Raw genomic sequence first — 21,964 nt, forward strand, 5'->3', positions numbered from 1 at the left:
TCAATCCTCCTGATTTTCTTACTGCAGCTCTTTTTTCTTTTTCCGCGCAAGCGCGAACACCGCGGCACCCAGCAGCACCATGGCCAGCGCCGCCGCAGTCTCCTGCGGAATCGGATCTCCCGTCTGGGGCACGCCGGACGCACCGCCCGCCGTTGCGTTCAGGGCCGCTGTCGTACCGGAAGCCGTCTTGCCTGCCGTGCCGTTTGCCGTCTTTGCGGCATTTCCCGTGTTGCTGGTGTTTCCGCTTCCGGAAGAAGCCGGCCTTCCGGCATTTCCTCCGGAGCCGTTCTGGCCGCTGCCCTGGCCGTTCAGATTTTCATTATTGTTTTTGTTGTCGTCTTCCTCTTCCTGATTGTCCGCCGCCGCGGCGTTCTTCAGGCCAAGCATGTAGCTTCCCATCTGATCCGCCGAGAAGCTGACCAGGGAGCTGTTGACGGAGGTATTCACCCATGCCGGATCCGTCGTGCCGGCTGTGCTGACTGCCGCGCGCATCAGTCCGTGCGTCCGCTGCGTGGCTGTCGGAAGCAGCGCCAGGTAGACGGTTCTTCCCGTCAGATCCTGTCCCGCGTCAAGTGTAAAGGGCAGGGCCGTGTCCGGCGTCCAGCTCTCTTCCGTGCCGTCCGCGAGGATGCGCTTTGCGGTAAGCGTGAAGGCCTTCAGTGCCTCCGCGTCCTTGCCCTTCATGGCATTCTGCAGGGTTCCGTAGCTGTCATTGCTCTGCGCCAGAGGCTCAACGGTGAGCATCACATCCCAGGGCAGGGCCGAGCCGTCCGCCAGCTGCGGCAGGCCGTTCTTCTCCGCCTTGGTCTGGAGCGCCTTCTGTTTGGCAACCTGAATCTGCTGCTCCGCGTCCGCGCTGGCCTCCATAAATTCTCTCGCCCCATCTGTCAGAAGCGCCTTTACCGTCGGCGTGCTCTCCGCGGCGTTGTATGCTTCCTCCGCCGTCTTGAGCGCCGCCACGGTGCTGTCCGCCGTCTGGCTCTCGTTCAGCGCGTTCTGCGCCGCTTCGATTTTCTCCTGCAGGGCATCCGCCGCCGTCTTATCCGCGTCAAAGGCATTGATTGCGTTCTGCAGTGCGGTCACACGGTCTGCGTACGCCAGATTTGCGCGCGCCTGATCGTTCAATGCCTTTACCTTTTCTTCCGCCGCCTGAAGAGACTTCTCTGCGGCGTCCCGATCCTCCTGGCTGGTCACGGTCTGGGGAAGCTTCTCCAGCTCCGCGTCCACTTCCGCGGCGTCCGCGAGATCCTTGGTCAGCTGATCCGCCTGCTTCTGCACTTCGGCCATTTTGTCCTTCAGAGTAAACGCGTTTTCGGTGCCCTCGTTGTAGGTGATGCTGTCCAGATAGGTCTTCGCCGCATCATTGCTGTTGTACTTGTCGATCAGCTCGTTTGCCTCCGCCAGATTTTCCCTGGTCAGCGGCGTCTCCAGCGCACCGATTTTATCCACCAGCGGCTGAAGCACATCCTGTACATATTCGTCGTAGACGCCGGCAGCCTTAAAGAGTTCCTGCAGCTTTGTATTCAGCTCCGGATGCTCGTTGGCAAAAATCTGTCTGTCGTCGTCCGCCATCGCGTCGTAGAGATTCTGCGCGTAGGCGATCTCCTTCAGCGTCTGCGAGGTAACCTGCACATCCGATCCGTCCTCTTCCTTGCCGGTCAGCGCCGAGGCATCCGGCAGGGCTTCCGCCTGTGCCTGCAGGTTCCGGCTGCGCAGATCCGCGATGCTGTCCTGCAGCTTCTTCAGCTTGTCTGCGTTGGTCACACGGCTGCGCAGGATGTCTGTCGCCAGGGCGTTGTACATTCCTGCCGCATTGGTGACGGCCGTCTCGTACTGCTCATAGTTGTCCAACGTCAGCGCCGCCGGATCCGGCAGGGCATCAACGGCATTTACAACCGCCGCCACCTGCTGGGCATCCGACTGCTGCTGCGCAATGGCAGCCACAAGCGCCTGGAGCTTGGAGGATCTCTCATCTCCCACAAGCGCCTGCTGCGCCTGCGTAAGCGCCTGGAACTGCGCCTTCGCCTTCGCCACTTCATCCTGATTGTCCAGCGTTACATCCGCCGCAGCCGGCAGGGCGTCAATCGCCTGTACCACAGACGAAATAGCCGTCAGGTCGCGAAGCCGCTCTTCCGCCTGGATCAGTCTGGACGCCGTTGTAATCTTTGCCTTCTGCGTGCGGCTTAGCAGGTCATAGGCTTCCCGCGCCGCCTTTACCGTGTCCGCGTCTGCCGCCGTCAGCTGATCCGTCTCCGGAATTGCCGCAATGGCAGTGAGTGCCTTGTAAATCGCATCCGCATCCTGCAGAACGCTGTACTTCTGCTGCACGATTTCCTTTTCACGCATCGGCTCGTCCAGCTTGCCATAGGCTTCCTGCGCCGCCGCGATCGCATCCCCGCTGTCCGCGGTGACCTCTCCGATGGCGTCCACCTTGCCCGCAAAGGCGCGGCAGCTCTCCGCCTCCGTCAGATTGGAAGCATTTTTGACATAGCTTTGCAGTCTCTTCTGCAGTGTCTCGTCATCGCCGCCCAAGGCGTCATAGGCTTCTCTGGCCTCTTTCACCTGGTCGTCGGTTACGCTGGCCAGATCCTGAAGCTTATCGAGCTTTTCGATCACTGCATCCACCTGATCCGACTGCTCCATGGTGCAGATGCGCACATCCGGCTTTCCGACAACTGTCGGATCCAGCGCCGCCATCGCCTCATAGAGATTGTAGTACTGCTGCCCGATTCCGTAGGGACTTGCCGCTCCGGTATAGGCAGTCTTCGCCGCTTCATAAGCTGTATTCAGCGCTGCCAGCTTGTCCGCGTCCGCGGTTTTGGCATCCTCTCCGCCCAGATAAGCGGACACAGAGGTGAGCAGCGTATTGTATTTGGTCAGGGTCAATCCGTAGCGCTTCCAGACGTTGTCGCCGTTCAGCGTATCGCCCAGACCAATGATCATGTCCTTCATGTAGTTGTTTGGTACGGAGCCGCTTCTGTTATATGCGTAGCTTCCGTCCGCATTGACATACTGCCAGAGCGACTTCAGCGGAGAAGCGGTGTCTGATACAGAGAAGATATTCTCCGGATCCACGCCTGCCCCGGCCAGACCCTCCAGCACGCAGCCGTGGGAGATTGTATTGGCTTCCGGATACCAGCTGTTGTAGAACATGCCGGCCTCCGGACCGCTGGTAAGAAGAGCCGGACGGAAACTCTCAACGATTTTTGCCAGTTCCTCCTTAGAAACCATGTCTCCGATTGCGCTCAGGCACCATCCGCGGATATCCAGATCCACAGAAGCGCTCTTAGCCATTCCTTTAACCGTTGTCTTGCACTGTTCCGGAATCTCCGCTCCTGCTGCCTTTAATGCCATCAGAGACCAGACCGGCTGTGCGTATGGTCCGTCCCAGTTTGCCTGCAGATATGTGACAAGGTTGTTCCCGGACGGATCGGTATAATTCCAGGGGTTCTCCCCGATCATGCAGAGGTAGAGGATCACCTTGGCGTAATCGGAAGGCTGGCTCCACTCCGAAAGCTTTGCATTTTTGTCGTTCGGATCAGAGACAACCATGCCGTCCAGATCATTTTTCCCGTCTCCCGGTTTATCCGTGGCGGCGACCTCAAACACCGGCCAGACATCGCCTGTCAGGTCTTTCTTCAGCTTCATGGAACTCAGGTTGCTGTACGTCCGGTCATACCAGTTGCCAAGCAGCGCTTCCGCCTGCTTCCTGGTCTCGTCCGATACCGTAAAGTACGGGTATGTTCCGTCCTGCTTCTGATGCACCAAATAGTAATCCTTACTTGTAATGGTGTCCTCGGCCGTGACATGAATCCTGGTAATATTGCCGGGTTTCACGGTAATGCTTCCGTCCTGCACCGTCTTTCCGTCCACGGTAAAGGTCGCGCCGTCCGATACCTGGAAATCCGACAGTGTAACATCTCCGTTATCGGCATCCAGCTTCATGATAAAGGAGTCCTCTCCGTTTCCAAGCCCTTCCTCCAGATTGTCTACCGTTGCTCCCTTGATATTGACAGACTTCAGCTGCGCCTCACTGGATTTATACAAAAGGTAAATTTTGTAATCCTTTTTCGTCACTCCGTCAGGTGCGGTAACATGAACAGTAAAATACTGCCTGCCCTGGTCATCTTTCTGCACCACATTTTTTTCTATGTCTTCTCCAAACAGTCGGCTGTTTGCGTATTTTATGAAAAAATAGTTCCCACAGACATACTTGCTCTCGTCCAGTCCTTCCACCGTCACCTGGCTGCCGGCACTGTTCGGGATAATTCCGCAAAGCATAGCGGTTGTTGTCGTAGATTTTGGCAGAACAATTTCCGCTGAATTATCGCCCAACTGATATGGGTACACAGTCATTTCGTCTGTCGCATCCCGTCCGTAATTGATCGGGTCCAACGCTTTAATAGAAGCATCTGAGCTTGCCTGCGCCGATTCAGCATCCGCTCCATCCCAGTGAATCAGATAAGTAGCAACCGTGCAGTTAGTATCATCTCTGATTGGCTTGCTTTCAAGAGGATTGGAAAAATCTGGAAAAGGAAAATATATCGAAAACCTTTTTTTTGAACCAAGGTAGCCACCTTTTCCACGTATAAAAAACAGATTGATTTCATTCCAGCCCTTCTTTAAAGTCACCGTTTCGCTGACATTATTCTGAGACTGTCTAGAATCTACATCAAAGCGCTGGGGCGCTCCGCCGTTTACCGAAATATAGTTGCATCCGATACTGATCCACTGTCCGTATTGTGTCGCTTTGATCACCGGCTCAAGATCATCTTGCGTGCGCAGCACGTTGAATGCCAGCTTTCCTGAACAATCCGATGGACTTAAATATAATACCTTGCTGTTCAGATCTCCTTTTGCAATAGACATGTTGTCGCTGAGTATTTCATTGCTCTCCATGTCTTTCACATTGATCCTGTTAACATTTCCCCAAAATTGAGAATCAAAAGTATCGGCAGCTACCAAAAGCCGATAGGTCGTCTGAACACCGTCCGTATCGACAAGAAAATCGAAATATGCACTTCCGTTTATAAGCGTAGAACGAACGATATTAGAAGACGGTTTTGCAAAAAGAACCGTACACAGGCCATTATCTCCATAGGTAATAGTGGCTGCCTTGTCATAGTCCACATTCATAGAATCGTAGGTGCTTTTAATTGAAACGATCTTGGAAGTATCGCTTGGAAGCTGTACCTGAATTTCCAGATTAAAATTGAGAGTCCATATACCTTTATTGATTGTATATAAATTTGATTTCTTATCTAACAGCGTAGACGAAGCATCGGATATGGTAAAACTGACATCATGCTTAGTCGTATCCGCATACGCTTTTTGTGGGAAAAAGGCCAGTATTCCGAGTAATAAAAACAGTAAAATTAAGAAGCCTGTGATACCTGTTTTTTTATGTTTTTCTTGCATATTATTAATTCCTATTAAAAACCCCCTTTGCTTTTGAAACAAAGGGGGTTGACTTAGATTGTCAGTATCCGTTGTCCTTTATTCTGGATAAATGCAGGCGGCTTTTTCAGCTCTTGCTATATTTATATCCGCCATAGGTTAATTTGATGTTTGCTGATGTTCCGGTAACTGTATTTGAATCCAGATAGTTGTAACTATTGTATTTTGTTGAAGTGACAAAGCCGTTATTGCTGTATGATCCGTCATAGGTCCAGCCGGCACCAAGATAGTAATTAGCGGTATTGTGCGTGCTGTCTGTAGCATAAGTCACATCCTGATAAGTAATACTGTCCAATGCTTTATGTGTTTTTGAAGTATCATAAAAATCCGTTACGGTCTTAAACACATAATCCGATTCGGAAATATTTAACTGACTCAGTGCCTTGACAACCGTATCATACAGCGTTGCATCAGTTGTAGTAACAACAGTTGTACTAATTGAATCTACCTTATCATTGTCATAATTATCACCGTCGAATGTAACATCGTTAAACTCAAAGCTAACTGTTACAGACGCCGGTGTACTATTGGCTGTAGCAGTGTCGTCCGCCAGTACAGGCACAGCCATTCCCAGCACCATGACCAGGGACAATACAAGTGTCAAAAGTTTCTTTTTAAGCTGCTTCATAGTTTTTCCCTCCTTTTTTATGCATAAAGTTTTTATGAAGCTTCTGTACGCCTTGGCAGGACTCTCGCCCTGTTACTGCTTTTCCGGACACAAAAAAGCGGGCACACCAATCATCTCTGACCGGTATACCCGTATTTGTATACTCTGTTTTGGACGCACGCCCGCCGCGTAACATCCAACTAGAAATGTAAGTCTTCTGACTAGCGATAGGAGGAGAATTTCTCTCCCCTGCGCGTTCCTCCTCCCTTCCCATGAGTTCTCTCACAGTGGTAGCCTTTCGGCTCACAGTTTCCTGCTTCGGGGAACGCTCTCGCGCACAGCGTCGGCGACGTCAGAAACGGAAAGCTTCCCTTTGTTATTTAAGCTTTCACGGTTCCTTCTTCCATCTACGCGGCTTCCTGTCTCTGCGAACGTCTGCGGGAGCCGCGACACTTCTATTGAATTGTGATGTCTCTGTACAGATGTTTGTGTCTTTTATGTGTCTATTGTAGCACAATTCTGTGAATTTGTCGTTGTCCAAAACGGCTGACTTTTATCCGTTTTCGGGGAGCAGGGGCAGGTAGATCATCGCCTTGCTCTCGTGATACCGCTCGAAGGTAAAGCCCCACTTGTCCGTCTCGGCGTGGTGCTCCGGCACCCACTCCCAGAAGATGTAGCGGCAGAGATGCCGGATATCCTCCGCCATCTCCGGCTGCCTGCCGGGCGCCTTTACCCGGCGGCGCACCTGAAAGACCGCGTAGCGCTGTTTTGGAATGTGCACCGCAATCAGTCCTTCCGGCAGAGGTCCTGCGGCGCGCCTCGGCTGCACCACCGGGCCGACAAGATAGACGATCTCCGGCAGTTCCTCCGGGTGATACCACATGGCAATCACGTCGCGCTGATACGCGCCGATCTGCTGTTTTTCTTCTTCGCTGAATTCCGGGAGGGAATGGTCAATCCACCACGCCGCGCGGTCCAGGCGCTCCGACGCCTCCGCGCCGCCGATCTCCACCGGCCTGCCGACCATGTACAGCTCCGGGATCTCCGCAATGCTGACCAGCACCTGTTCCCTGTCGTATTCCGGGCATGGGAATGTCTGGCCGGCAAAGTCCCCTTCCGTCAGCGCCTGCTTCATGGAGCAGCCGAACTCCTTCCGAAAGGCCTTGGACATGGACGCGACGCCGGAGAACTGGTATTTGTGCGCCGCATCCTCTGCTGTGCTCCCGTCCCGGAGCTCCCGCACTGCCCGGGTCAGCCGCCGCCTGCGCACATACGCGGCCAGGCTGATGCCGTAGTCCACCGAAAAACGGTGCCGGAAGTGGTCGGGAGAAAAACCGAACTGCCGGGCAATCTGCCCGGTGTCCGCGTCCGTATCAAGAATTGAGTCAATATACTGTAAAACGCTGTCCTGTGTCGGATCTTTCCTCATAAGTATCCCCTGTCTCCGCAATCTGTTTCCGCTTTCCGCCGCATTTCGCCCTGTTGCTTCCAAATGACCGCAGCCGGCCGCTCCGGCGCCGGTCATCCTCCGGTTATTTTAAGTCTATTCCGTCCCTTTACGCAAGCAGCCCGTTTTTCCTGCTTTCTTTGCCGGAACAGCCTTCTTCTTGACCGGCAGTGCAGGCATCTTCGGGCGCTCAGGCCTCCCCGGTCAGCGTCACCTCTGTCATGGGATGGTGCACCGCCTCCAGAAATTTTCCGAAAACCTCTTCCGTCCGGAGCTTCAGGCTGGATGTATTGATGCAGGGATGGGCACCGATAAATTCCCCTTTCAGCACATCCCTGTCCACCAGCAGCCGGACACGGTTGTCCCTGTCATTCATCAGTCCCATAATAGAGGCCGAGCCGGGATGGCAGTCCAGCATCTCCTCCATTTCCTCCGGCGATCCGAAGGATAGCCGCGCGGAGCCGATCTGCCCGGACAGCTCCTTTGTCTTAAACACTTTGTCTCCCGGCATCATCAGCAGATAGAAGTCTGTGTGCTGACGGTTCGTCAGAAACAGGTTCTTACAGACGGTGGCTCCCAGCACCTCATCAATATCCCGGCAGGCTTCCATGGTATACGCCTGGGCGTCCGGATGATCCGTGTGCCAGTATTCCATGTGAAGGCTGTCCAGCAGATCATAGACCCTGATTTCCTTTTCGAGCCTTCCCTCCATGGATGTCGGCCTTCCTTTTTCCAGTATATATCTGCTCATTTCTCTCCTGCTGCTCCTTTCCTAATGTGCACGGCAGATTTCCATTTCCGACTGTTCCCCGGAACCGTCTCCATGCCAAATTTCCGTCACGAGCTGATCCGGCCTGGTCCTGGCAGCCCCGGAAACCGTCTCCACATCAAATTCCCGTCACGAGCTGATCCGGCCTGGCCTTGGCAGCCCCGGAAACCGTCTCTGCCAGTATAGCACAGGCAGAAATATCGGTGGAAACAAAGATGCCGCACGGGAACAGTAAAGACCGAATAGGAATCCGGCGGAAAATCTGAAAGAGGGTTCTTTCTATGGGAAATTTCTTGATAAAATGATTAAAAACAGCTCTGATGTGCAGGATGTCCGCGTGCGCGCCGCCTACGGAACCGCCGCCGGCATTGTGGGAATCGGCACAAACCTGGTTCTGTTCGCGGTCAAACTTGTCATCGGCATCCTGCTCTCTCCCATGGCGGTAACGGCGGACGCCGTAAACAACCTTTCCGACGCGGTTTCCTCCGGCATCAGCTTCTTCCGCGAGTCTTTTCAGAACATCCTTCACCCGAAAAATCTGGGTTTTTCCGCGGTGCTGATGGTGCTGCTGGTCATTGCCGTGCTGGCAAAGCTGTGGCTGTATTTTTTCTACAACGCAATCGGCAAAAAAATTTCCTCCACCGTTCTCCATGCCACGGCGATGGACTCTCTGTTTGACTGCCTGACGACATCCATCACCATTTTTTCTGTCGCGGCGGAGCAGCTGCTCGGCATCCCCGCCGGCCACCGGCACATCCTTCCCAAGCTCCTGGGTATAAAAACGATCCAGCCCGCTGCCGGAAAGGATAATCCGGTTCTTGACAAGCAGATCCCTGCCGCTTAAATAGTAGACCTGCTTACTCATCATCTGGTCCATCAGCTTCTCCCCCAGACGAACCTCGCTCCGTATCAGGCGGTAGAAGGGCAGAGAACTGTCCACAAAGGTGTCCGTGGCAAAGGAGATCGCGCTTTTGGTTCCCAGCTGCAGCGTCTCGTGCTTCTCCACCTTATCCACCAGATCAGTCATATCCTTCCACTGAAACAGAACAGCTGCCATATGCTTGCAGACACGCCCATTCCTGGCAGGTTCACAGTTGCACCTTCCGGCCAGTTTTTCATCCCTGTACCAGACAGTCACCTGGTAATTTCTTCCGTCTGCAACCCTGGCAATGGCCGAATCATCTGTCCGGCTGAACCCCAGAACCCTTTTCTTCTTATAAAGATCCAGCCTCTTTTTTAGAATAACCTCTGAAAAAAATCTCTCCAGCCCATATCACTCCTTCAAATAGCCGGACAACAGCCTGGCATTCTGCTTCACAGCCGGGCGCCCACATAGCAAACTGCATTCTCCGCCGACGCTCTCATTTTCACCCAGAGTATTCTAACATATTTTCCCAAGACACAAAAGAAGGCAGGAAGAAGAGCAAAGAAAGACCTTAACTTTCACAAAAAATTAACGCTCAAATCACAATCGGACATTATTCCTCGTCCGGATCGGATTTCCCGACGAGGAATATTAAGATTTCGTCATAGGATCTCGGGCTAGTCTTGTAATTCGGATGTGATGTCAGATCGCGAACCGGGATTGGAGAACTTCTGCTACTGCGTCGCTGTCATAGCGGCCGGCTACGTAGTCGGCCGATTTTCTGCATCGCTCGGTGCCGTTTTCCATGGCAATTCCGGTACCTGCGGAGGTCAGAAGGTCGATATCGTTGTCTGCATCTCCGAAGGCGACGATATCTTCCTTTCGTATTTTTAACTGAGAAGACAGGAATCGAAGCGCTGCTCCCTTACCCGCCTCAGGGGAGGAATTTTCAATGCGGTTTGATACGGAAGAGGTGGTATAGATATTCCTGAGCGTGCTGTGGATTTTATTGCGCAGCTGCTCGCAGAGCGCATCGTCACCGATGACAAGATCAAGTCCGTCAAGCTCCTTTCTGTGCTGAAAGATAAAGCCGCGGATATCATCCTTCATGACACGGGTTGTCCGCACATAATTGACATATGCTGAGGACGCTCCGAAGTTTCCGGGTTCATTGATGTAGGCGGTACAGGCATAGGCGACGCCGTTAATAAAGGTCTCATAAGAAAGTGGAAAACGGTCTGAAGGATATGCCGCGGTGAGCTCCAGCAGGTCGAGTACAGCCTTCTCTGACAGGGGACGGTGGTAAATTCGCTTCGAAGACAACAGTCGGCCGCGGAAACTGTCAGAATAGTTCTGGGGATTGCGGGCCAGAATACTTTGAAAGTCAGAATACGACTTTGTGTAAAAATTCTTCCGTCTATCTGGCTGGAAGCCGGGGAGTATCCGGGCGGGAGCTGAGGAAACATCAGATGAGGCATCTGCACCAGAAGAGGCATCTGTACCGGATGAAGTATCTGCGCCGGATGAGGCATCTGCACCAGATGAGGCATCTGCATCAGAAGGAATCCGGTAGATTGCTGCTCCGTTCGAGGTGATGGCATAGCGCACTCCGGGAATCCCGAAAACTGTCTCCGGAAGGGAGGTCAATACTCTCCCGCTTGCGATGACGACCTCGATGCCCGATGCTGCAGCCCGGGTCAGGGCCATACGATTGCGTGCGCTGACAGTCCGGGAATCCAGAAGCAGTGTGCCGTCGAGATCAGAAGCGATCATTTTAATCATAAAGAAGGAATCCTTTCTGTTTGAGATCATAATAATAAAGCCGGAAGTCGGCGGGCGGCACTGATCCCGGAATCCTGCAGGAACAGCCGGTACAGACGCAGAGGGTGCGGGAACTGTCAGTGCGGGGATAGAGAAACGCACAGTCAAGCTCCGGATTCAGGTAGAAAAATGGGTGATCGGGATCACGGCTGGCATATGTTGTTCCGGTATTTACCGCGAAGGAGGAAAAGTTGCCATCAATTCCGGTGCCTGTATATTTGACGTAAGCTTCTTTTGCGGTCCATACCTGAAAAAATCGACGGATGGTTTCTTCGTCAGTCTGTGCAGAGAGAATGAAGGAACTTTCTGAAACGTGAAAATACCGTGACGCGAGTCTTCGGCAGCGTTCGGCGTCATCCGTCGGGCAGGATTGTCTTCGTATACGGTTTTCCTGGAGATCAATGCCGATTCGCTGATCCGAGACAGCAACAATCCAGCAGGAACCACTGTCCGTTATAGATATTTCCGGAACAGACGGGTCCTCTTCCGATGTTTTTCCGTTTTGAACCAGATATGGGCGGCCCCTGTTCGTCCTGCAAATTTTAATAGATGCGGTCAGGCTGCCCTGAGAGTCGTGCGTAAAAGAACGGACAGCAGCCCGGATACGATCTTCTCTCTGAATGGGGCAATTGTTGTCGAATATATACAGACGAATGGTCATAGAATGTCTCCTGTATGCGCTTTCGAAGAGCTGATGAGACTACGATACTGTATAAAGCCAGCTGCTCCGTTGCTTCGCAACTCTCGCAGCTGCCACATGTGACCGACTTCGTCGGTCTGTCGCGGCGTTCGCCCCACCGCTTCACACTTTGTGTGAGCGGGTGTGGCTCACTGCCCGCGCATATTCGCATTCTCGCGGTGTTTCACACCGCTCCATGCTCATACATGTTAGCGTCGTTCAAGCATGCAGTTTTCTGTGCATGCTTCGCATGCCCAAAAACTGCCCGCTTGACGACGGCTTTATACAGTACATTGTAGCATTTTTTTTGACAAAAGGTTAACATGCGGGGAAAAGTATGTTACAGTAATTCTGCGCTATATTTGGATTGACCAAAACAGCAGCAAGGAGGAAAAAAATGAATACAGCAGCAGTAACAAAGGATTCTGTAAACAAACCAAGGAGCAGGGTTCAGCGTATGACCATGCTTGCGATCCTGGCGGCGATTGTAATCATCCTGCAGGCGGCAGTAAGCATACCGCTCGGGCCATTCACCATCACGTTGACACTGGTTCCGATTATTATCGGAGCGATTCTTGATGGCCCGGCAGGCGGAGCGTTTCTGGGAGCAGTATTCGGGGTCGTGGTATCGATTCAGGTTATTACCGGAGCGGCAGGCGCTTTTTCGACAATGATGCTTGAGTACCAGCCGGTGGCTACGATTCTCGTCTGCATCCTGAAGGGAACCTTTGCCGGTCTGGTGAGCGGACTGTTTTTCCGTCTGTTCTCCAGAATCAATTTCTACGCAGGAGTTGTCCTGGCGGCGATTATCGCGCCGATCATAAATACGGGAATTTTCAGTGTCACCGCGCTTACGATTTTCCGCGGACTCATTGCAGGTGCGCTCGGAACAGACCAGAATCTGCTCGGCGTTTTTCTGACAACCTTTATCGGACTAAACTTCGTAGTTGAGTTCATAATCAATGTCGCACTCACCCCGGTAATCATCCGCATTCTCCGGATTGTGAAGAAAGACAGAAGCTGAGCGTAAACGGGGGAATACAAATGATTCTCGCAATCGACATCGGAAATACACATATGGTTCTCGGCTGTATCCGTGAGTCGGATAATAAAGTGATTCGTCACATTCAGATGAGTACCAACAAAATCGAGACCTACCATGAATATGCCGCCGAAATCAGCAGAATACTTGCTCTGGAGAAGATAGACCCGAAGGAATTCCGGGGGTGTCTGATTTCATCGGTTGTACCGTCTGTCACCCATGTGGTGGCTGAGGCAGTAAGGCTTCTGACCGGTGAGAATGCACGAATCCTCGGAGAAGGCGTCGAGGTCGGTCTGGAACTTGATATGAACGGAATTCCCGCGTCGGCAATTGCTGGGGATCTGCTGGCAACCGCTGTCGCCGCAAAGGCGGAATATCCGATGCCGGCCTTGATCATCGATATGGGAACGGCGACTACGATGACCGCTCTTTCGTCCAGGGGAGTTTATCTGGGAGGCTGCATACTTCCAGGGCCGGGAACTGCTCTGAAGGGCTTGATTGCGGATACTTCTCTTCTGCCCGCCGTTGATTTTATAGCGCCGGACCGGGCAATAGCAAAAGATACTGTGAACGCGATCCGCAGCGGTATCGTCTACGGCTCTGCCGGACAGATAGACGGTCTTCTGGACCGGTTCACGAAAGAACTTTCTGATATTGAGGGAAGAGAGGTTTCACCTACATGTCTTGCCACTGGCGGTATGGGACGGCTGATCGCGCCGTTCTGCCGTCATTCGATCATTGTAGACAATGAACTGCTTCTGAAAGGACTGGGAATTATCTGGAAACTGAATCAGAAGTAAACGAAAAATCCCGATGAACTGAATCAGAACGAAACGAAAAATTGAATCAGAACGGAGAATTCCGATGAATGGTTAGAATATCGGGGAAAAGATAGAGCCGGGAAAGGCGGCACCGTGGAGGTGCCGCTTTTCCCGGCTTTGTAGTCCTTATCGGGATGTAATCGTCTGCGCTAACAACCTGTAAATAATCTGCACGATCAGGCTGTAACCGTCTGCGCACTGTCATATGGCGATGGCAGCGTTTGCAGGCGTTTTTTTACATCCACTTGAAGTTATTCTGCGGTTATTCTACGGTTACGGATTTCGCTAGATTTCTCGGCTTGTCAACATCGAGGCCCTTTGCGACACTGATATAATAGCCCAGAAGCTGAAGCGGAATTACGGCAAGGCTTGCTTCGAAAGCCGGTTCCGTTTTCGGAACGTATACGACAAAGTTCGCGACGTCCTCGATGCTGTAATTTCCATTGGTGGTAAGCCCCATGAGATAAGCGCCTCTGCTCTTGACCTCGACCATATTGCTGCGGGTCTTCTCATAGAGATCCTGCTGTGTGCAGACACCGACCACAAGAGTCCCGTCTTCGATCAGGCTGATTGTTCCGTGTTTCAGTTCGCCTGCAGCATATGCCTCGGAGTGAATATAGCTGATCTCCTTCATCTTAAGGCTGCCTTCCATGCAGATCGCGTAGTCAATACCACGGCCGATGAAGAAGACATCGTGGGCGCTGGCATATTTTGCCGCAAACCACTGGATGCGCTCTTTGTCCTCAAGCTCCTTTTCGATGTGATCCGGGAGCGCCAGAAGGGCGTCGATATACTGTGCTTCCCGTTCCTCAGAGATAGAGCCCTGTGCGGTACCGATTGCAATGCCGAGGAGGTAGCTGGCAATAAGCTGACAGCTGTATGCCTTTGTAGTGGCAACTGCGATTTCCGGTCCGGCGTAGGTGTACATCACGTGATCGGCTTCACGTGCGATCGACGATCCGACAACATTGACAATGGCGAGAACCGGAATATTCCGGTCTTTGGCCAGGCGAAGTGCAGCCAGTGAATCGGCGGTTTCTCCCGATTGGGAGATGATAATAACGAGAGAATGTTCCTTCTGAAGCTTGGGGTTCCGGTAACGGAATTCCGAGGCGAAGTCAACCTCTACGCATATGTCAGTCATCTTCTCGAGCGCGTATTTCGCGACCATTCCGACATGGTAGGCAGAACCGCAGGCCACAATGTATACGCGGGTGAGATCCGCAAGCTGTCCTTCGGTCAGATGAAGTGCCTCGAGGTTTACATGGCCGTCCCTGAGATAGGCATTGACCGTGTCTCTGACCGCCTTCGGCTGTTCATGAATTTCCTTAATCATGAAATGCTCGTAGCCGCCCTTTTCCGCTGCCTCCGCATCCCATTCAATGGTCTTGAGTTCCTTCTGAATCTCGTCGCCGTCCAGATTATAGAAGGTGATTCCGTCTCTGGTAAGCCGTCCGACCTCCATGTTTCCGATGTAATACACGCTCTTGGTATATTTGAGAATGGCAGGAACATCGGAACCGAGGAAGGAGCCGTCCTTGTTGGTGCCGAGCACCATGGGACTGTCCTTCCGGGTTACATAGATTTCACCCGGATAGTCCTTGAACATGATGGCAAGAGCATACGAACCACGGATACGAACCTGTGCGTGGTTGATGGCGTCGATCGGGGTACCTTCGTACTTCTTGTAATAGTAGTCGATCAGCTTGATCGCAACCTCCGTATCGGTTTCGGAGTAGAAGGTGTAGTTATGGCGCAGAAGCTTTGCCTTGAGCTCCTGGAAATTCTCGATGATTCCGTTGTGGACGCCGACGACATTCATATCATCGCTGCAGTGAGGGTGGGCATTAATCTCCGAGGGTTCACCGTGTGTTGCCCACCTGGTGTGCCCGATTCCGCAGAAGCCCGGAACAGCAGCGCCGTTGTCGGTCTTGTCCTTCAGTTCGGAAAGACGGCCCTTAGCCTTGACGATGATTGTCTTGTCTCCATTTCGTACGGCGATTCCGGCGGAATCATATCCGCGATATTCCAGCCGTGTCAGACCCTCAAGAAGGATCGGAGCCGCTTGGCAGTCGCCGGTATATCCTACTATTCCACACATGATAAATATCTCCTGTCTTTCTTCATATGAATCTGCATAAGGCGGAAGGGAACAGACCCTTCCGCCTGCATATAATCTAACATACATCAGTACCCGGAGAAAATCAACCCGGGCGGCACGGACCGCCATATCTGAAGCGCCTGCCGGTTTGTGAATGCAGCAGAGCTGTGAAATGCCTGCCGGTTCGTGAATACAGCAGGGCAGTGAAATGTCTGCCGGTTCGTGAATACAGCAGAGCTGTGAAATTAATGTCATGAACCGAGACAGCCGGCAGAGTTCTCAGGCCCCGTATTTTCTGCGGATGATGCAGGCTATTCTCTCACATTCATCTTCGCAGATCCGGTCGGTTTCTGCCTCTGCCATAATCCGGAGCAGTGGCTCCGTGCCGGACGGTCTCACCAGGATTCGTCCGTTGCCGTTAAGGCTCCTGTTCGCCTGATCGATGGCATCCTGAACCTCCGGATCGCCCATGACCTGATTCTTATCGGTAACCTTTACATTTACCAGAAGCTGCGGGTAGATCTTCAGTCCTTTACAGAGCTCATTGATCGTGCGGCCGGTCTCCTTCATGATCTTCAGAAGCGCGAGGGCGGTGACAAGTCCGTCGCCCGTTGTCTCGTATTCACTGAAGATGATATGACCGCTCTGCTCTCCGCCGACGATATAGCCGTTTTTCAGCATACAGTCATAGACATACTTATCGCCGACGTCGGTTTTTTCCACATGGATGCCCTCACGCTCCATCGCTTTCCAGAGACCGAGGTTTGCCATGACAGTGGTGACGACGGTATTCCCCTTCAGCATTCCTTTGTCACGATAATATTTGCCGCAGATATAAAGCACAAAGTCTCCGTCTACAAGTGCGCCGTCAGGCCGTACCGGGATCTGCCGGTCCGCGTCTCCGTCAAAGGTGAGGCCGAGATCAAAGCTTCCTGTCTTCATAAATTCGCGGAAAGCATCCGGGTGGGTGCTGCCGCAGTTGTTGTTGATGTTAATACCGTTGGGCTTGTTGTTCATAACCGTGCAGGATGCGCCCAGACGGGTCAGAACCTTTTCTGCCGTATAGGTGCTGGATCCGTTTGCACAGTCCATGGCAACACGCATTCCGGTGAGGTCTGTCGGGAATGTACGGCAGATAAAATCGATATAATGTTCAATGCCCTGCGGGTAGGGAATTACACGTCCGATTTTTTCATCTGTCACAAAATGAATGGTCTCCTTGCCGTCGATATAATCCTCGATCAGAGCTTCCACCTCGCCCTGGAGCTTTATGCCGTCCTTTGAAAAAATTTTGATTCCGTTGTCATAGAACGGATTATGGGAGGCACTGATCATGGCGCCTACGGCAAAATCTTCATGAACCGTGAGGTAGCAGATCATCGGGGTCGGGCAGTATCCTGCCAGATATGCGTCGCATCCCTCGGAAGCAATGCCGGCAGCAAGCGCGTTCTCCAGCATATCAGAGGAAAGACGGGTGTCCTTTCCAATGATGATTTTGCTTCTGCCGTTCCTGCTGTAATAATAGCCGAGATATCTGCCAACCTCAAAAGCGCGGGACGCCGTGAGACCCTCGTTTGCCTTGCCGCGGATGCCGTCTGTACCGAAATATCTTCCCATTATCTCTTCTCCTCCGGGATAATTTTTCTGATTACTGTTCCGTTGTCCTTCCAGATGGAATTCTCAGGAAGAACTCCTCTGACACAGGAGGTCGGATAAATATTGCAGTTTCTTCCGATGACCGTGCCCGGATTGAGGACGCTGTTGCAGCCGACTTCCACATGATCTCCGAGCATGGCTCCGAATTTCTTGAGACCGGTCTCGATATTTTCATCCTGTCCGTGGACAACCACCGGGAGCTTGTCGGATTTGACGTTGCTGGTGATGGATCCTGCGCCCATATGGGAGAAATATCCGAGAATCGAGTCCCCGACGTAGTTGTAGTGCGGCGTCTGAACATGGTCAAAGAGAATGACATTTTTCAATTCAACCGAATTTCCGACTACGCAGTCAGCGCCGACAAGGGCGGAGCCACGGATAAAGGCACAGTGCCTGACCTCTGTGTTCGGTCCGATGATACACGGTGCGCCGAGGTAGGCAGACGGGAAAACCCGTGCTGTCCGATGAACCCAGACGTGCTCGGAAACCTCTGTATATTCATTTTTGTCGAGATCCCTGCCAAGGGAGAGAATCAGGTCCTTAATTCCTGCAAGAGCCTCCCAGGGATAGGTGAAACGGCTGAGATAGTCCTTTGCAAGAGTATGATCCAGATCATACAAATCTCTGATAGTGTACATATGATGCTCCTCTATATGTTGGAATAATATATAGTTTATTACTATATCACAAAATGTAAGGAAGCGCTACTGCCCTGGTCTCGCCGTGATGTCGCGCACCGGTCAGTCTTCTTTAGTTTTCTTTCCTGTCGCAGCCTGTCAAGGTTAAGACGCCATTTTCGCATGTGATTTCGAACCACGCACAGTTTCCGACAGGATTCTCCCAGAAGGTCTTCAGGGGGTCTGCGTGAATGTGAACGAGAGCGGCACGGATCACGCCTCCATGAGTGGATATCAGAATGCTTTCTGCCGGTTTTTCTCTTTTCAAATCCTCGAGAAAACTGCTCACCCGCTGGATCAGACGGATTCCGCTTTCCATGCCCGGACCGGGAATATAGTTGCCGAAGTCATACAACATGGTGTGCAGGGTTTTGGGGTTCATCTTCTCCCACTTCTGTCCCTCAAACGGCCCGAAGCTGATCTCTTTCAGCCGGTCATCCATGGTCAGCCGCTCGGCCGGAAGACCTGTCGCAAGCATGGCGGTCTCCACCGCGCGCTCCTGCGGGCTTGTGTATACGAGATCAAAATGCAGTCCCATTGTCCGGAATTCTTCCCGGACTTCCCTGGCCTGCCTCCTGCCTTTTTCGGTAAGAGCGGCATCCGGGGTGTTAATCTGACCCTGGAACCGGCCGCCGAGCGCGTTAATCCTGGTTTCGCCATGCCTCAGAAGATAGATTTTCATAATAGATCCTTTCGCTCGTGGATGGATATCGGAATAATGACCGAAATGATCTGGAGATTCCATCGGTAACAGCCGGAATCATCTGGAAAACCCGGCAGCAACAGCCGGAATCATCTTGAAATTGCGGTAACAGGTGCCGGAGGAGTCTGTTTTTAACATTACAGGTCAATATGGTAGCCGGCATTTTCCAGCGCGTGGAGCGCTTTTTCGATGTTCTGCTTCTTGACCATGATATAATCTGTATTATAGGTAGAGACTACGAAAATACTGATGCTGTTCTCTGCGAGTATTTCCGAGATCTTTGCAAGGATACCGATCTGATTAAAATCAAGCTGTCCCTCGAATCTCATAGCCTTCCATCCGTAGTCGACATCGGTGGCGTTTTCCGGGATATATCTGGTCAGGCAGACCAGAGAATTCTCTTCATCGGTACGCTCCATGAAGCAGAAATTCTTCTCCAGATTTGTCTCACTGAAATCCTTTACCTTGCAGACGGAAAATTCCTCGTCTATTACCTTGATATTCATATCATCCTCCGAAACATATTTGATATAGTTTACAGCAACCTGTCAGTTGAAACAGATACCCGTTGTCAATGAGTCAGAAACTCACCCAGACGATCCTTCTCATTCCGGTAGTCCTCTATTCCGAGATCATAGAGGCGGCGGTTTTCTTCCGGATCCATCGCGTAGGTACTCATCTCAAGATGCCTGCTCGGCGCGAATACAAAAGCCTTCCCCTCCTTCTCGAGCTCAAAGACTCTGCGGAAACGCTGCATATAGCTGATGTGCCTGTTGTTCAGCGCTTCCACGATTTTTGGATATTTCATAATACGCAGAGAGTAGAATAACCGCATATGTTCTGGCTTTTTCTGAAAATCCCTGGGTTTTGAGAGAATGACAACGATCTTGTCACAGCGGCCCTGACGAAGAGCATGGTCGACAGGAATCGGGTCGGAGACGCCGCCGTCAAAATACGGAGTACCGTTGATAAAGCGGGGTCTGCATGCGGCAGGCAGGGCACAGGACGCCTTGATAATTTCATAGTTGTCCTGGGACATCTGCTTCCCGGAAAAATAGGCTGGAACGCCGGTGAGCGCATTGGTAGCGACGACTTCATATTCGGCCGGATTCGCCGAAAGTTTCGGATAATCGAGGGGATCGTCGCCGTCGTGGTTCGTCATTGTGCTGTATATAAAATCCAACCCGAAGAGATCACCTGTTTTCAGAAAACTGTTAAATCCAAAATATTCCTTTCTCTTCAGATGTTCGGTGTAATAGCGAAGATTTCTCTCTCGCTGGCCTGCCAGAAAGGAGGCACAGTTCGCCGATCCAGCGGACACGCCGATCACATAATCGAAGCAGATCGTATCGTCCAGAAATTTATCCAGAATGCCGGCGCTGTATGCGCATTTCATACCTCCGCCTTCGACTACAAGTCCGATTTTGCTCATTCTTTTGCCTCTTTCTGCTGGAAACGCAGCTGTAAGTGAAATAGTCCCTGCGGATGAAGCCACAGGTTCAGGTGAAATAGTCCCTGCGGATGAAGCCACAGGTTCAGGTGAGATCAGATGCAAAGGCCGATCACTGCGAGAACCAGGAAACAGACCATGAGACCAGCTGATACAATTAGAAGAATTCTCACCGGCAGCGCGTTATCGCAGTAACCGAGCTGAAGAGAATTGATCAGAATGATTCCCGCCAGAGAGGAAATCACAGAAGTGGCTCCGACTGCCCCGAACACAATTCTGGGTATCCGGGTATGGTCGATAAAAAAACCGAAAACAACGCCGATCAGTATCGCGGCTGCGATAATCAGTCCGACAAAAATTTTCTCAAGGTGGTAGAATTCGTCCGTATCATACATGTTTTCTCGGTTCTCCAGACTCATCATGATTGCTTTACATTTCCTCGTTTTCCATGAAAATACCCGAAAATCCGATACGACAGATTTCCGGGTAAGTAATATGCCGGTGTTGATTCATTATTCTATATCATACTGCATTAAACCGCTTAAATCAATAGGACTTTTAATGTGTGGGGCAGAGCTAGAATTTCAAGCGGCGGTTTTTGTATTGAAGTTCCCCGCCATCTTGTTGTTACAGGTCCCTGTAATCCTAAGTATAAAGGGAAATGCACGTAAATTACAACTGCAACATAAAAAGCCCCGGAAACCGGGGCTTTTGTTTAACAATTTCTAACGCTCAATCTCCATCCGACTTATCCGGCAGGAACGGCTTAACAGCATCTGCAAGAGAATGAATATTTCTGGTTTGAATCAGGATTTTTCCATTCCCGGTAAACTTATTAACCAGTCCCTCGCCCGTTGTGAAACCGAAGGTTCCGGACGCTACCTCGATACTGTAATTCAAACTTGCATCCCATGCTACAACATGCTCATTGTCAATGGTGATCGGCTTCGCAGGTGTGCACTCCAGCTCAATAAGATCGCCGAATGCGCTGATCAGCAGATCTCCCTGTCCTTCTGTCTCCATAACAAACAGTCCGCCGGATCCTCCGAATACCGCCTGGCTGATATTCTGCTTCTGCATCTTGTAGTTTACGGAATCATCACAGGCAAAGAATGCTCCATCATTCAAACGGTACTGTTTTGCACCAACCTCAAGCTTTGCAATCTTTCCGGGAACTGAGGGGGCAATTGCAACAACGCCTTCCGGAGCCGTACCAACAACCTGCGTAATAAACATGCTCTCATTGCTGACAAGACTTCTTCCGATTGCGCCGAGAAGACCGCCGAGACCCTTCTTGCTGCTGTTCAGCTTTCCTTCAAGCTTCACATCCTGCATATAAACCATTGCGCCATTTTCAATTTTAGCGGCCTCGCCATTTCCGAGGTGAATTTTCGCCAGCTGAGATCCTGCATCACCGATTAATTCCAGATTCATTTCGTTACCTCCTTGTTCTATAAGAATTTAACTGTTATTGTTTATTGATGTTAAAAAATACCTGTTGTCTCATACATATACAGGAAGAATCCATCGCTCGGATCTTCATCCCCCAAGGTCTTTTCTCTCCTTGCACTGCTGTTCCTGCACACCTGACTCTTCACGATTTCTACGTGTGATTTCCTTGAACTCTTCCTCAAATTTCAAGTCTGCGACATGGTCCAGTTTACGAAGAAGCAGAAAAAGTAAAAAGTTAACAATTATCAGAACGATACCAAGTTCAGGACCTCCTGAAAACAATGCAATCACACCGAACAGAAAAAATATGATAACCAAGACGTAAAAAAGTATTTTCAGACCGATCATGACGTCTTCCCAAAGGATGCAAAGTGCCTGCCAAAGCTTTTTCAGAACGTTTTTCATGATTACCTCCCG

General features: G+C 51.5%; 18 protein-coding genes. 3 read left to right on the top strand and 15 right to left on the bottom strand.

From position 1 onward, the window contains the following. Nucleotides 1–18 precede the first annotated feature (18 nt). The 4 genes from ACTQ1O_RS06220 to ACTQ1O_RS06235 form a co-directional block, all read right to left on the bottom strand. Nucleotides 19–5,136, bottom strand: coding sequence for a hypothetical protein (locus tag ACTQ1O_RS06220; RefSeq protein WP_441486564.1), 5,118 nt, complete (start codon nucleotides 5,134–5,136; stop codon nucleotides 19–21). Nucleotides 5,137–5,524: 388 nt separating this feature from the next. After that, a complete protein-coding gene (locus ACTQ1O_RS06225; RefSeq protein WP_441486565.1) occupies nucleotides 5,525–6,085 on the bottom strand; it encodes a hypothetical protein in 561 nt (186 codons plus the stop codon). 532 nt (nucleotides 6,086–6,617) lie between these two features. Then, nucleotides 6,618–7,493 (bottom strand): helix-turn-helix domain-containing protein, encoded by an 876-nt coding sequence (locus tag ACTQ1O_RS06230; RefSeq protein ID WP_441486566.1) that lies wholly within the window; start codon nucleotides 7,491–7,493, stop codon nucleotides 6,618–6,620. Nucleotides 7,494–7,701: 208 nt separating this feature from the next. Then, nucleotides 7,702–8,262, bottom strand: coding sequence for a prolyl-tRNA synthetase associated domain-containing protein (locus ACTQ1O_RS06235; RefSeq protein ID WP_441475064.1), 561 nt, complete (start codon nucleotides 8,260–8,262; stop codon nucleotides 7,702–7,704). Between the two features lie 454 nt (nucleotides 8,263–8,716). Between ACTQ1O_RS06235 and ACTQ1O_RS06240 the strand changes: the two genes are divergently transcribed. Then, a complete protein-coding gene (locus ACTQ1O_RS06240) occupies nucleotides 8,717–9,124 on the top strand; it encodes a cation transporter (protein WP_441486648.1) in 408 nt (135 codons plus the stop codon). 723 nt (nucleotides 9,125–9,847) lie between these two features. Here ACTQ1O_RS06240 and ACTQ1O_RS06245 read toward each other — a convergent pair. Both ACTQ1O_RS06245 and ACTQ1O_RS06250 read right to left on the bottom strand, forming a co-directional pair. Beyond that, a complete protein-coding gene (locus tag ACTQ1O_RS06245) occupies nucleotides 9,848–10,927 on the bottom strand; it encodes an HAD hydrolase family protein (RefSeq protein WP_441475062.1) in 1,080 nt (359 codons plus the stop codon). Then, nucleotides 10,920–11,627: a 4'-phosphopantetheinyl transferase family protein gene (locus ACTQ1O_RS06250; protein ID WP_441486567.1), complete on the bottom strand. Its 708-nt coding sequence runs from the start codon at nucleotides 11,625–11,627 to the stop codon at nucleotides 10,920–10,922. The genes ACTQ1O_RS06245 and ACTQ1O_RS06250 overlap by 8 nt, the downstream gene beginning before the upstream one ends. A 415-nt stretch (nucleotides 11,628–12,042) precedes the next feature. On the opposite strand from ACTQ1O_RS06250, the gene ACTQ1O_RS06255 reads away from it, so the two are divergent. Then, complete coding sequence (locus ACTQ1O_RS06255) at nucleotides 12,043–12,669, top strand: ECF transporter S component (protein ID WP_441475060.1); 627 nt, start codon at nucleotides 12,043–12,045, stop codon at nucleotides 12,667–12,669. Nucleotides 12,670–12,689: 20 nt separating this feature from the next. Then, the gene (locus ACTQ1O_RS06260) at nucleotides 12,690–13,487 is read left to right on the top strand and encodes a type III pantothenate kinase (RefSeq protein ID WP_441475059.1); all 798 of its coding nucleotides are present in this window, start codon (nucleotides 12,690–12,692) and stop codon (nucleotides 13,485–13,487) included. A 283-nt stretch (nucleotides 13,488–13,770) separates the two neighbouring features. Here the strand turns inward: ACTQ1O_RS06260 and glmS are convergent, their stop codons facing one another. The 9 genes from glmS to ACTQ1O_RS06305 all read right to left on the bottom strand — a co-directional run bounded on the left by glmS (nucleotide 13,771) and on the right by ACTQ1O_RS06305 (nucleotide 21,952). Next, nucleotides 13,771–15,609: a glutamine--fructose-6-phosphate transaminase (isomerizing) gene (gene glmS, locus ACTQ1O_RS06265; RefSeq protein WP_441475058.1), complete on the bottom strand. Its 1,839-nt coding sequence runs from the start codon at nucleotides 15,607–15,609 to the stop codon at nucleotides 13,771–13,773. Nucleotides 15,610–15,888: 279 nt separating this feature from the next. Further along, nucleotides 15,889–17,226 carry a phosphoglucosamine mutase gene (gene glmM / locus ACTQ1O_RS06270; protein WP_441475057.1) on the bottom strand — a complete coding sequence of 446 codons (1,338 nt, stop codon included), beginning with the start codon at nucleotides 17,224–17,226 and terminating at the stop codon, nucleotides 15,889–15,891. Continuing rightward, complete coding sequence (locus ACTQ1O_RS06275; RefSeq protein ID WP_441475056.1) at nucleotides 17,226–17,903, bottom strand: acyltransferase; 678 nt, start codon at nucleotides 17,901–17,903, stop codon at nucleotides 17,226–17,228. Before ACTQ1O_RS06275 ends, glmM begins: the two co-directional genes overlap by 1 nt. A 112-nt stretch (nucleotides 17,904–18,015) precedes the next feature. Further along, nucleotides 18,016–18,624 carry a histidine phosphatase family protein gene (locus tag ACTQ1O_RS06280; RefSeq protein WP_441475055.1) on the bottom strand — a complete coding sequence of 203 codons (609 nt, stop codon included), beginning with the start codon at nucleotides 18,622–18,624 and terminating at the stop codon, nucleotides 18,016–18,018. Nucleotides 18,625–18,782: 158 nt separating this feature from the next. Next, on the bottom strand, nucleotides 18,783–19,151 hold the full coding sequence (locus ACTQ1O_RS06285) for an ACT domain-containing protein (RefSeq protein WP_441486568.1): 369 nt from the start codon (nucleotides 19,149–19,151) through the stop codon (nucleotides 18,783–18,785). 65 nt (nucleotides 19,152–19,216) lie between these two features. Then, nucleotides 19,217–20,077 carry a patatin-like phospholipase family protein gene (locus ACTQ1O_RS06290; protein WP_441475053.1) on the bottom strand — a complete coding sequence of 287 codons (861 nt, stop codon included), beginning with the start codon at nucleotides 20,075–20,077 and terminating at the stop codon, nucleotides 19,217–19,219. A gap of 113 nt (nucleotides 20,078–20,190) precedes the next feature. Further along, nucleotides 20,191–20,517, bottom strand: coding sequence for a hypothetical protein (locus ACTQ1O_RS06295; protein WP_441098975.1), 327 nt, complete (start codon nucleotides 20,515–20,517; stop codon nucleotides 20,191–20,193). Between the two features lie 310 nt (nucleotides 20,518–20,827). After that, nucleotides 20,828–21,529 (bottom strand): TIGR00266 family protein, encoded by a 702-nt coding sequence (locus ACTQ1O_RS06300; RefSeq protein WP_441475052.1) that lies wholly within the window; start codon nucleotides 21,527–21,529, stop codon nucleotides 20,828–20,830. Nucleotides 21,530–21,634: 105 nt separating this feature from the next. Then, on the bottom strand, nucleotides 21,635–21,952 hold the full coding sequence (locus ACTQ1O_RS06305) for a hypothetical protein (RefSeq protein WP_279198804.1): 318 nt from the start codon (nucleotides 21,950–21,952) through the stop codon (nucleotides 21,635–21,637). Nucleotides 21,953–21,964 lie beyond the last annotated feature (12 nt).

Source organism: Bilifractor sp. LCP21S3_A7, assembly GCF_052118825.1.
GTDB lineage: Bacteria > Bacillota > Clostridia > Lachnospirales > Lachnospiraceae > Bilifractor.

Bases quoted from the DNA above. Each gene is read 5' to 3' on its own strand.
- ACTQ1O_RS06220 (WP_441486564.1), bottom strand. From the start codon at position 5,136: ATGAATGTGGACTATGACAAGGCAGCCACTATTACCTATGGAGATAAT.
- ACTQ1O_RS06225 (WP_441486565.1), bottom strand. From the start codon at position 6,085: ATGAAGCAGCTTAAAAAGAAACTTTTGACACTTGTATTGTCCCTGGTC.
- ACTQ1O_RS06230 (WP_441486566.1), bottom strand. From the start codon at position 7,493: ATGAGGAAAGATCCGACACAGGACAGCGTTTTACAGTATATTGACTCA.
- ACTQ1O_RS06235 (WP_441475064.1), bottom strand. From the start codon at position 8,262: ATGAGCAGATATATACTGGAAAAAGGAAGGCCGACATCCATGGAGGGA.
- ACTQ1O_RS06240 (WP_441486648.1), top strand. From the start codon at position 8,717: ATGGCGGTAACGGCGGACGCCGTAAACAACCTTTCCGACGCGGTTTCC.
- ACTQ1O_RS06245 (WP_441475062.1), bottom strand. From the start codon at position 10,927: ATGATTAAAATGATCGCTTCTGATCTCGACGGCACACTGCTTCTGGAT.
- ACTQ1O_RS06250 (WP_441486567.1), bottom strand. From the start codon at position 11,627: ATGACCATTCGTCTGTATATATTCGACAACAATTGCCCCATTCAGAGA.
- ACTQ1O_RS06255 (WP_441475060.1), top strand. From the start codon at position 12,043: ATGAATACAGCAGCAGTAACAAAGGATTCTGTAAACAAACCAAGGAGC.
- ACTQ1O_RS06260 (WP_441475059.1), top strand. From the start codon at position 12,690: ATGATTCTCGCAATCGACATCGGAAATACACATATGGTTCTCGGCTGT.
- glmS (WP_441475058.1), bottom strand. From the start codon at position 15,609: ATGTGTGGAATAGTAGGATATACCGGCGACTGCCAAGCGGCTCCGATC.
- glmM (WP_441475057.1), bottom strand. From the start codon at position 17,226: ATGGGAAGATATTTCGGTACAGACGGCATCCGCGGCAAGGCAAACGAG.
- ACTQ1O_RS06275 (WP_441475056.1), bottom strand. From the start codon at position 17,903: ATGTACACTATCAGAGATTTGTATGATCTGGATCATACTCTTGCAAAG.
- ACTQ1O_RS06280 (WP_441475055.1), bottom strand. From the start codon at position 18,624: ATGAAAATCTATCTTCTGAGGCATGGCGAAACCAGGATTAACGCGCTC.
- ACTQ1O_RS06285 (WP_441486568.1), bottom strand. From the start codon at position 19,151: ATGAATATCAAGGTAATAGACGAGGAATTTTCCGTCTGCAAGGTAAAG.
- ACTQ1O_RS06290 (WP_441475053.1), bottom strand. From the start codon at position 20,077: ATGAGCAAAATCGGACTTGTAGTCGAAGGCGGAGGTATGAAATGCGCA.
- ACTQ1O_RS06295 (WP_441098975.1), bottom strand. From the start codon at position 20,517: ATGATGAGTCTGGAGAACCGAGAAAACATGTATGATACGGACGAATTC.
- ACTQ1O_RS06300 (WP_441475052.1), bottom strand. From the start codon at position 21,529: ATGAATCTGGAATTAATCGGTGATGCAGGATCTCAGCTGGCGAAAATT.
- ACTQ1O_RS06305 (WP_279198804.1), bottom strand. From the start codon at position 21,952: ATGAAAAACGTTCTGAAAAAGCTTTGGCAGGCACTTTGCATCCTTTGG.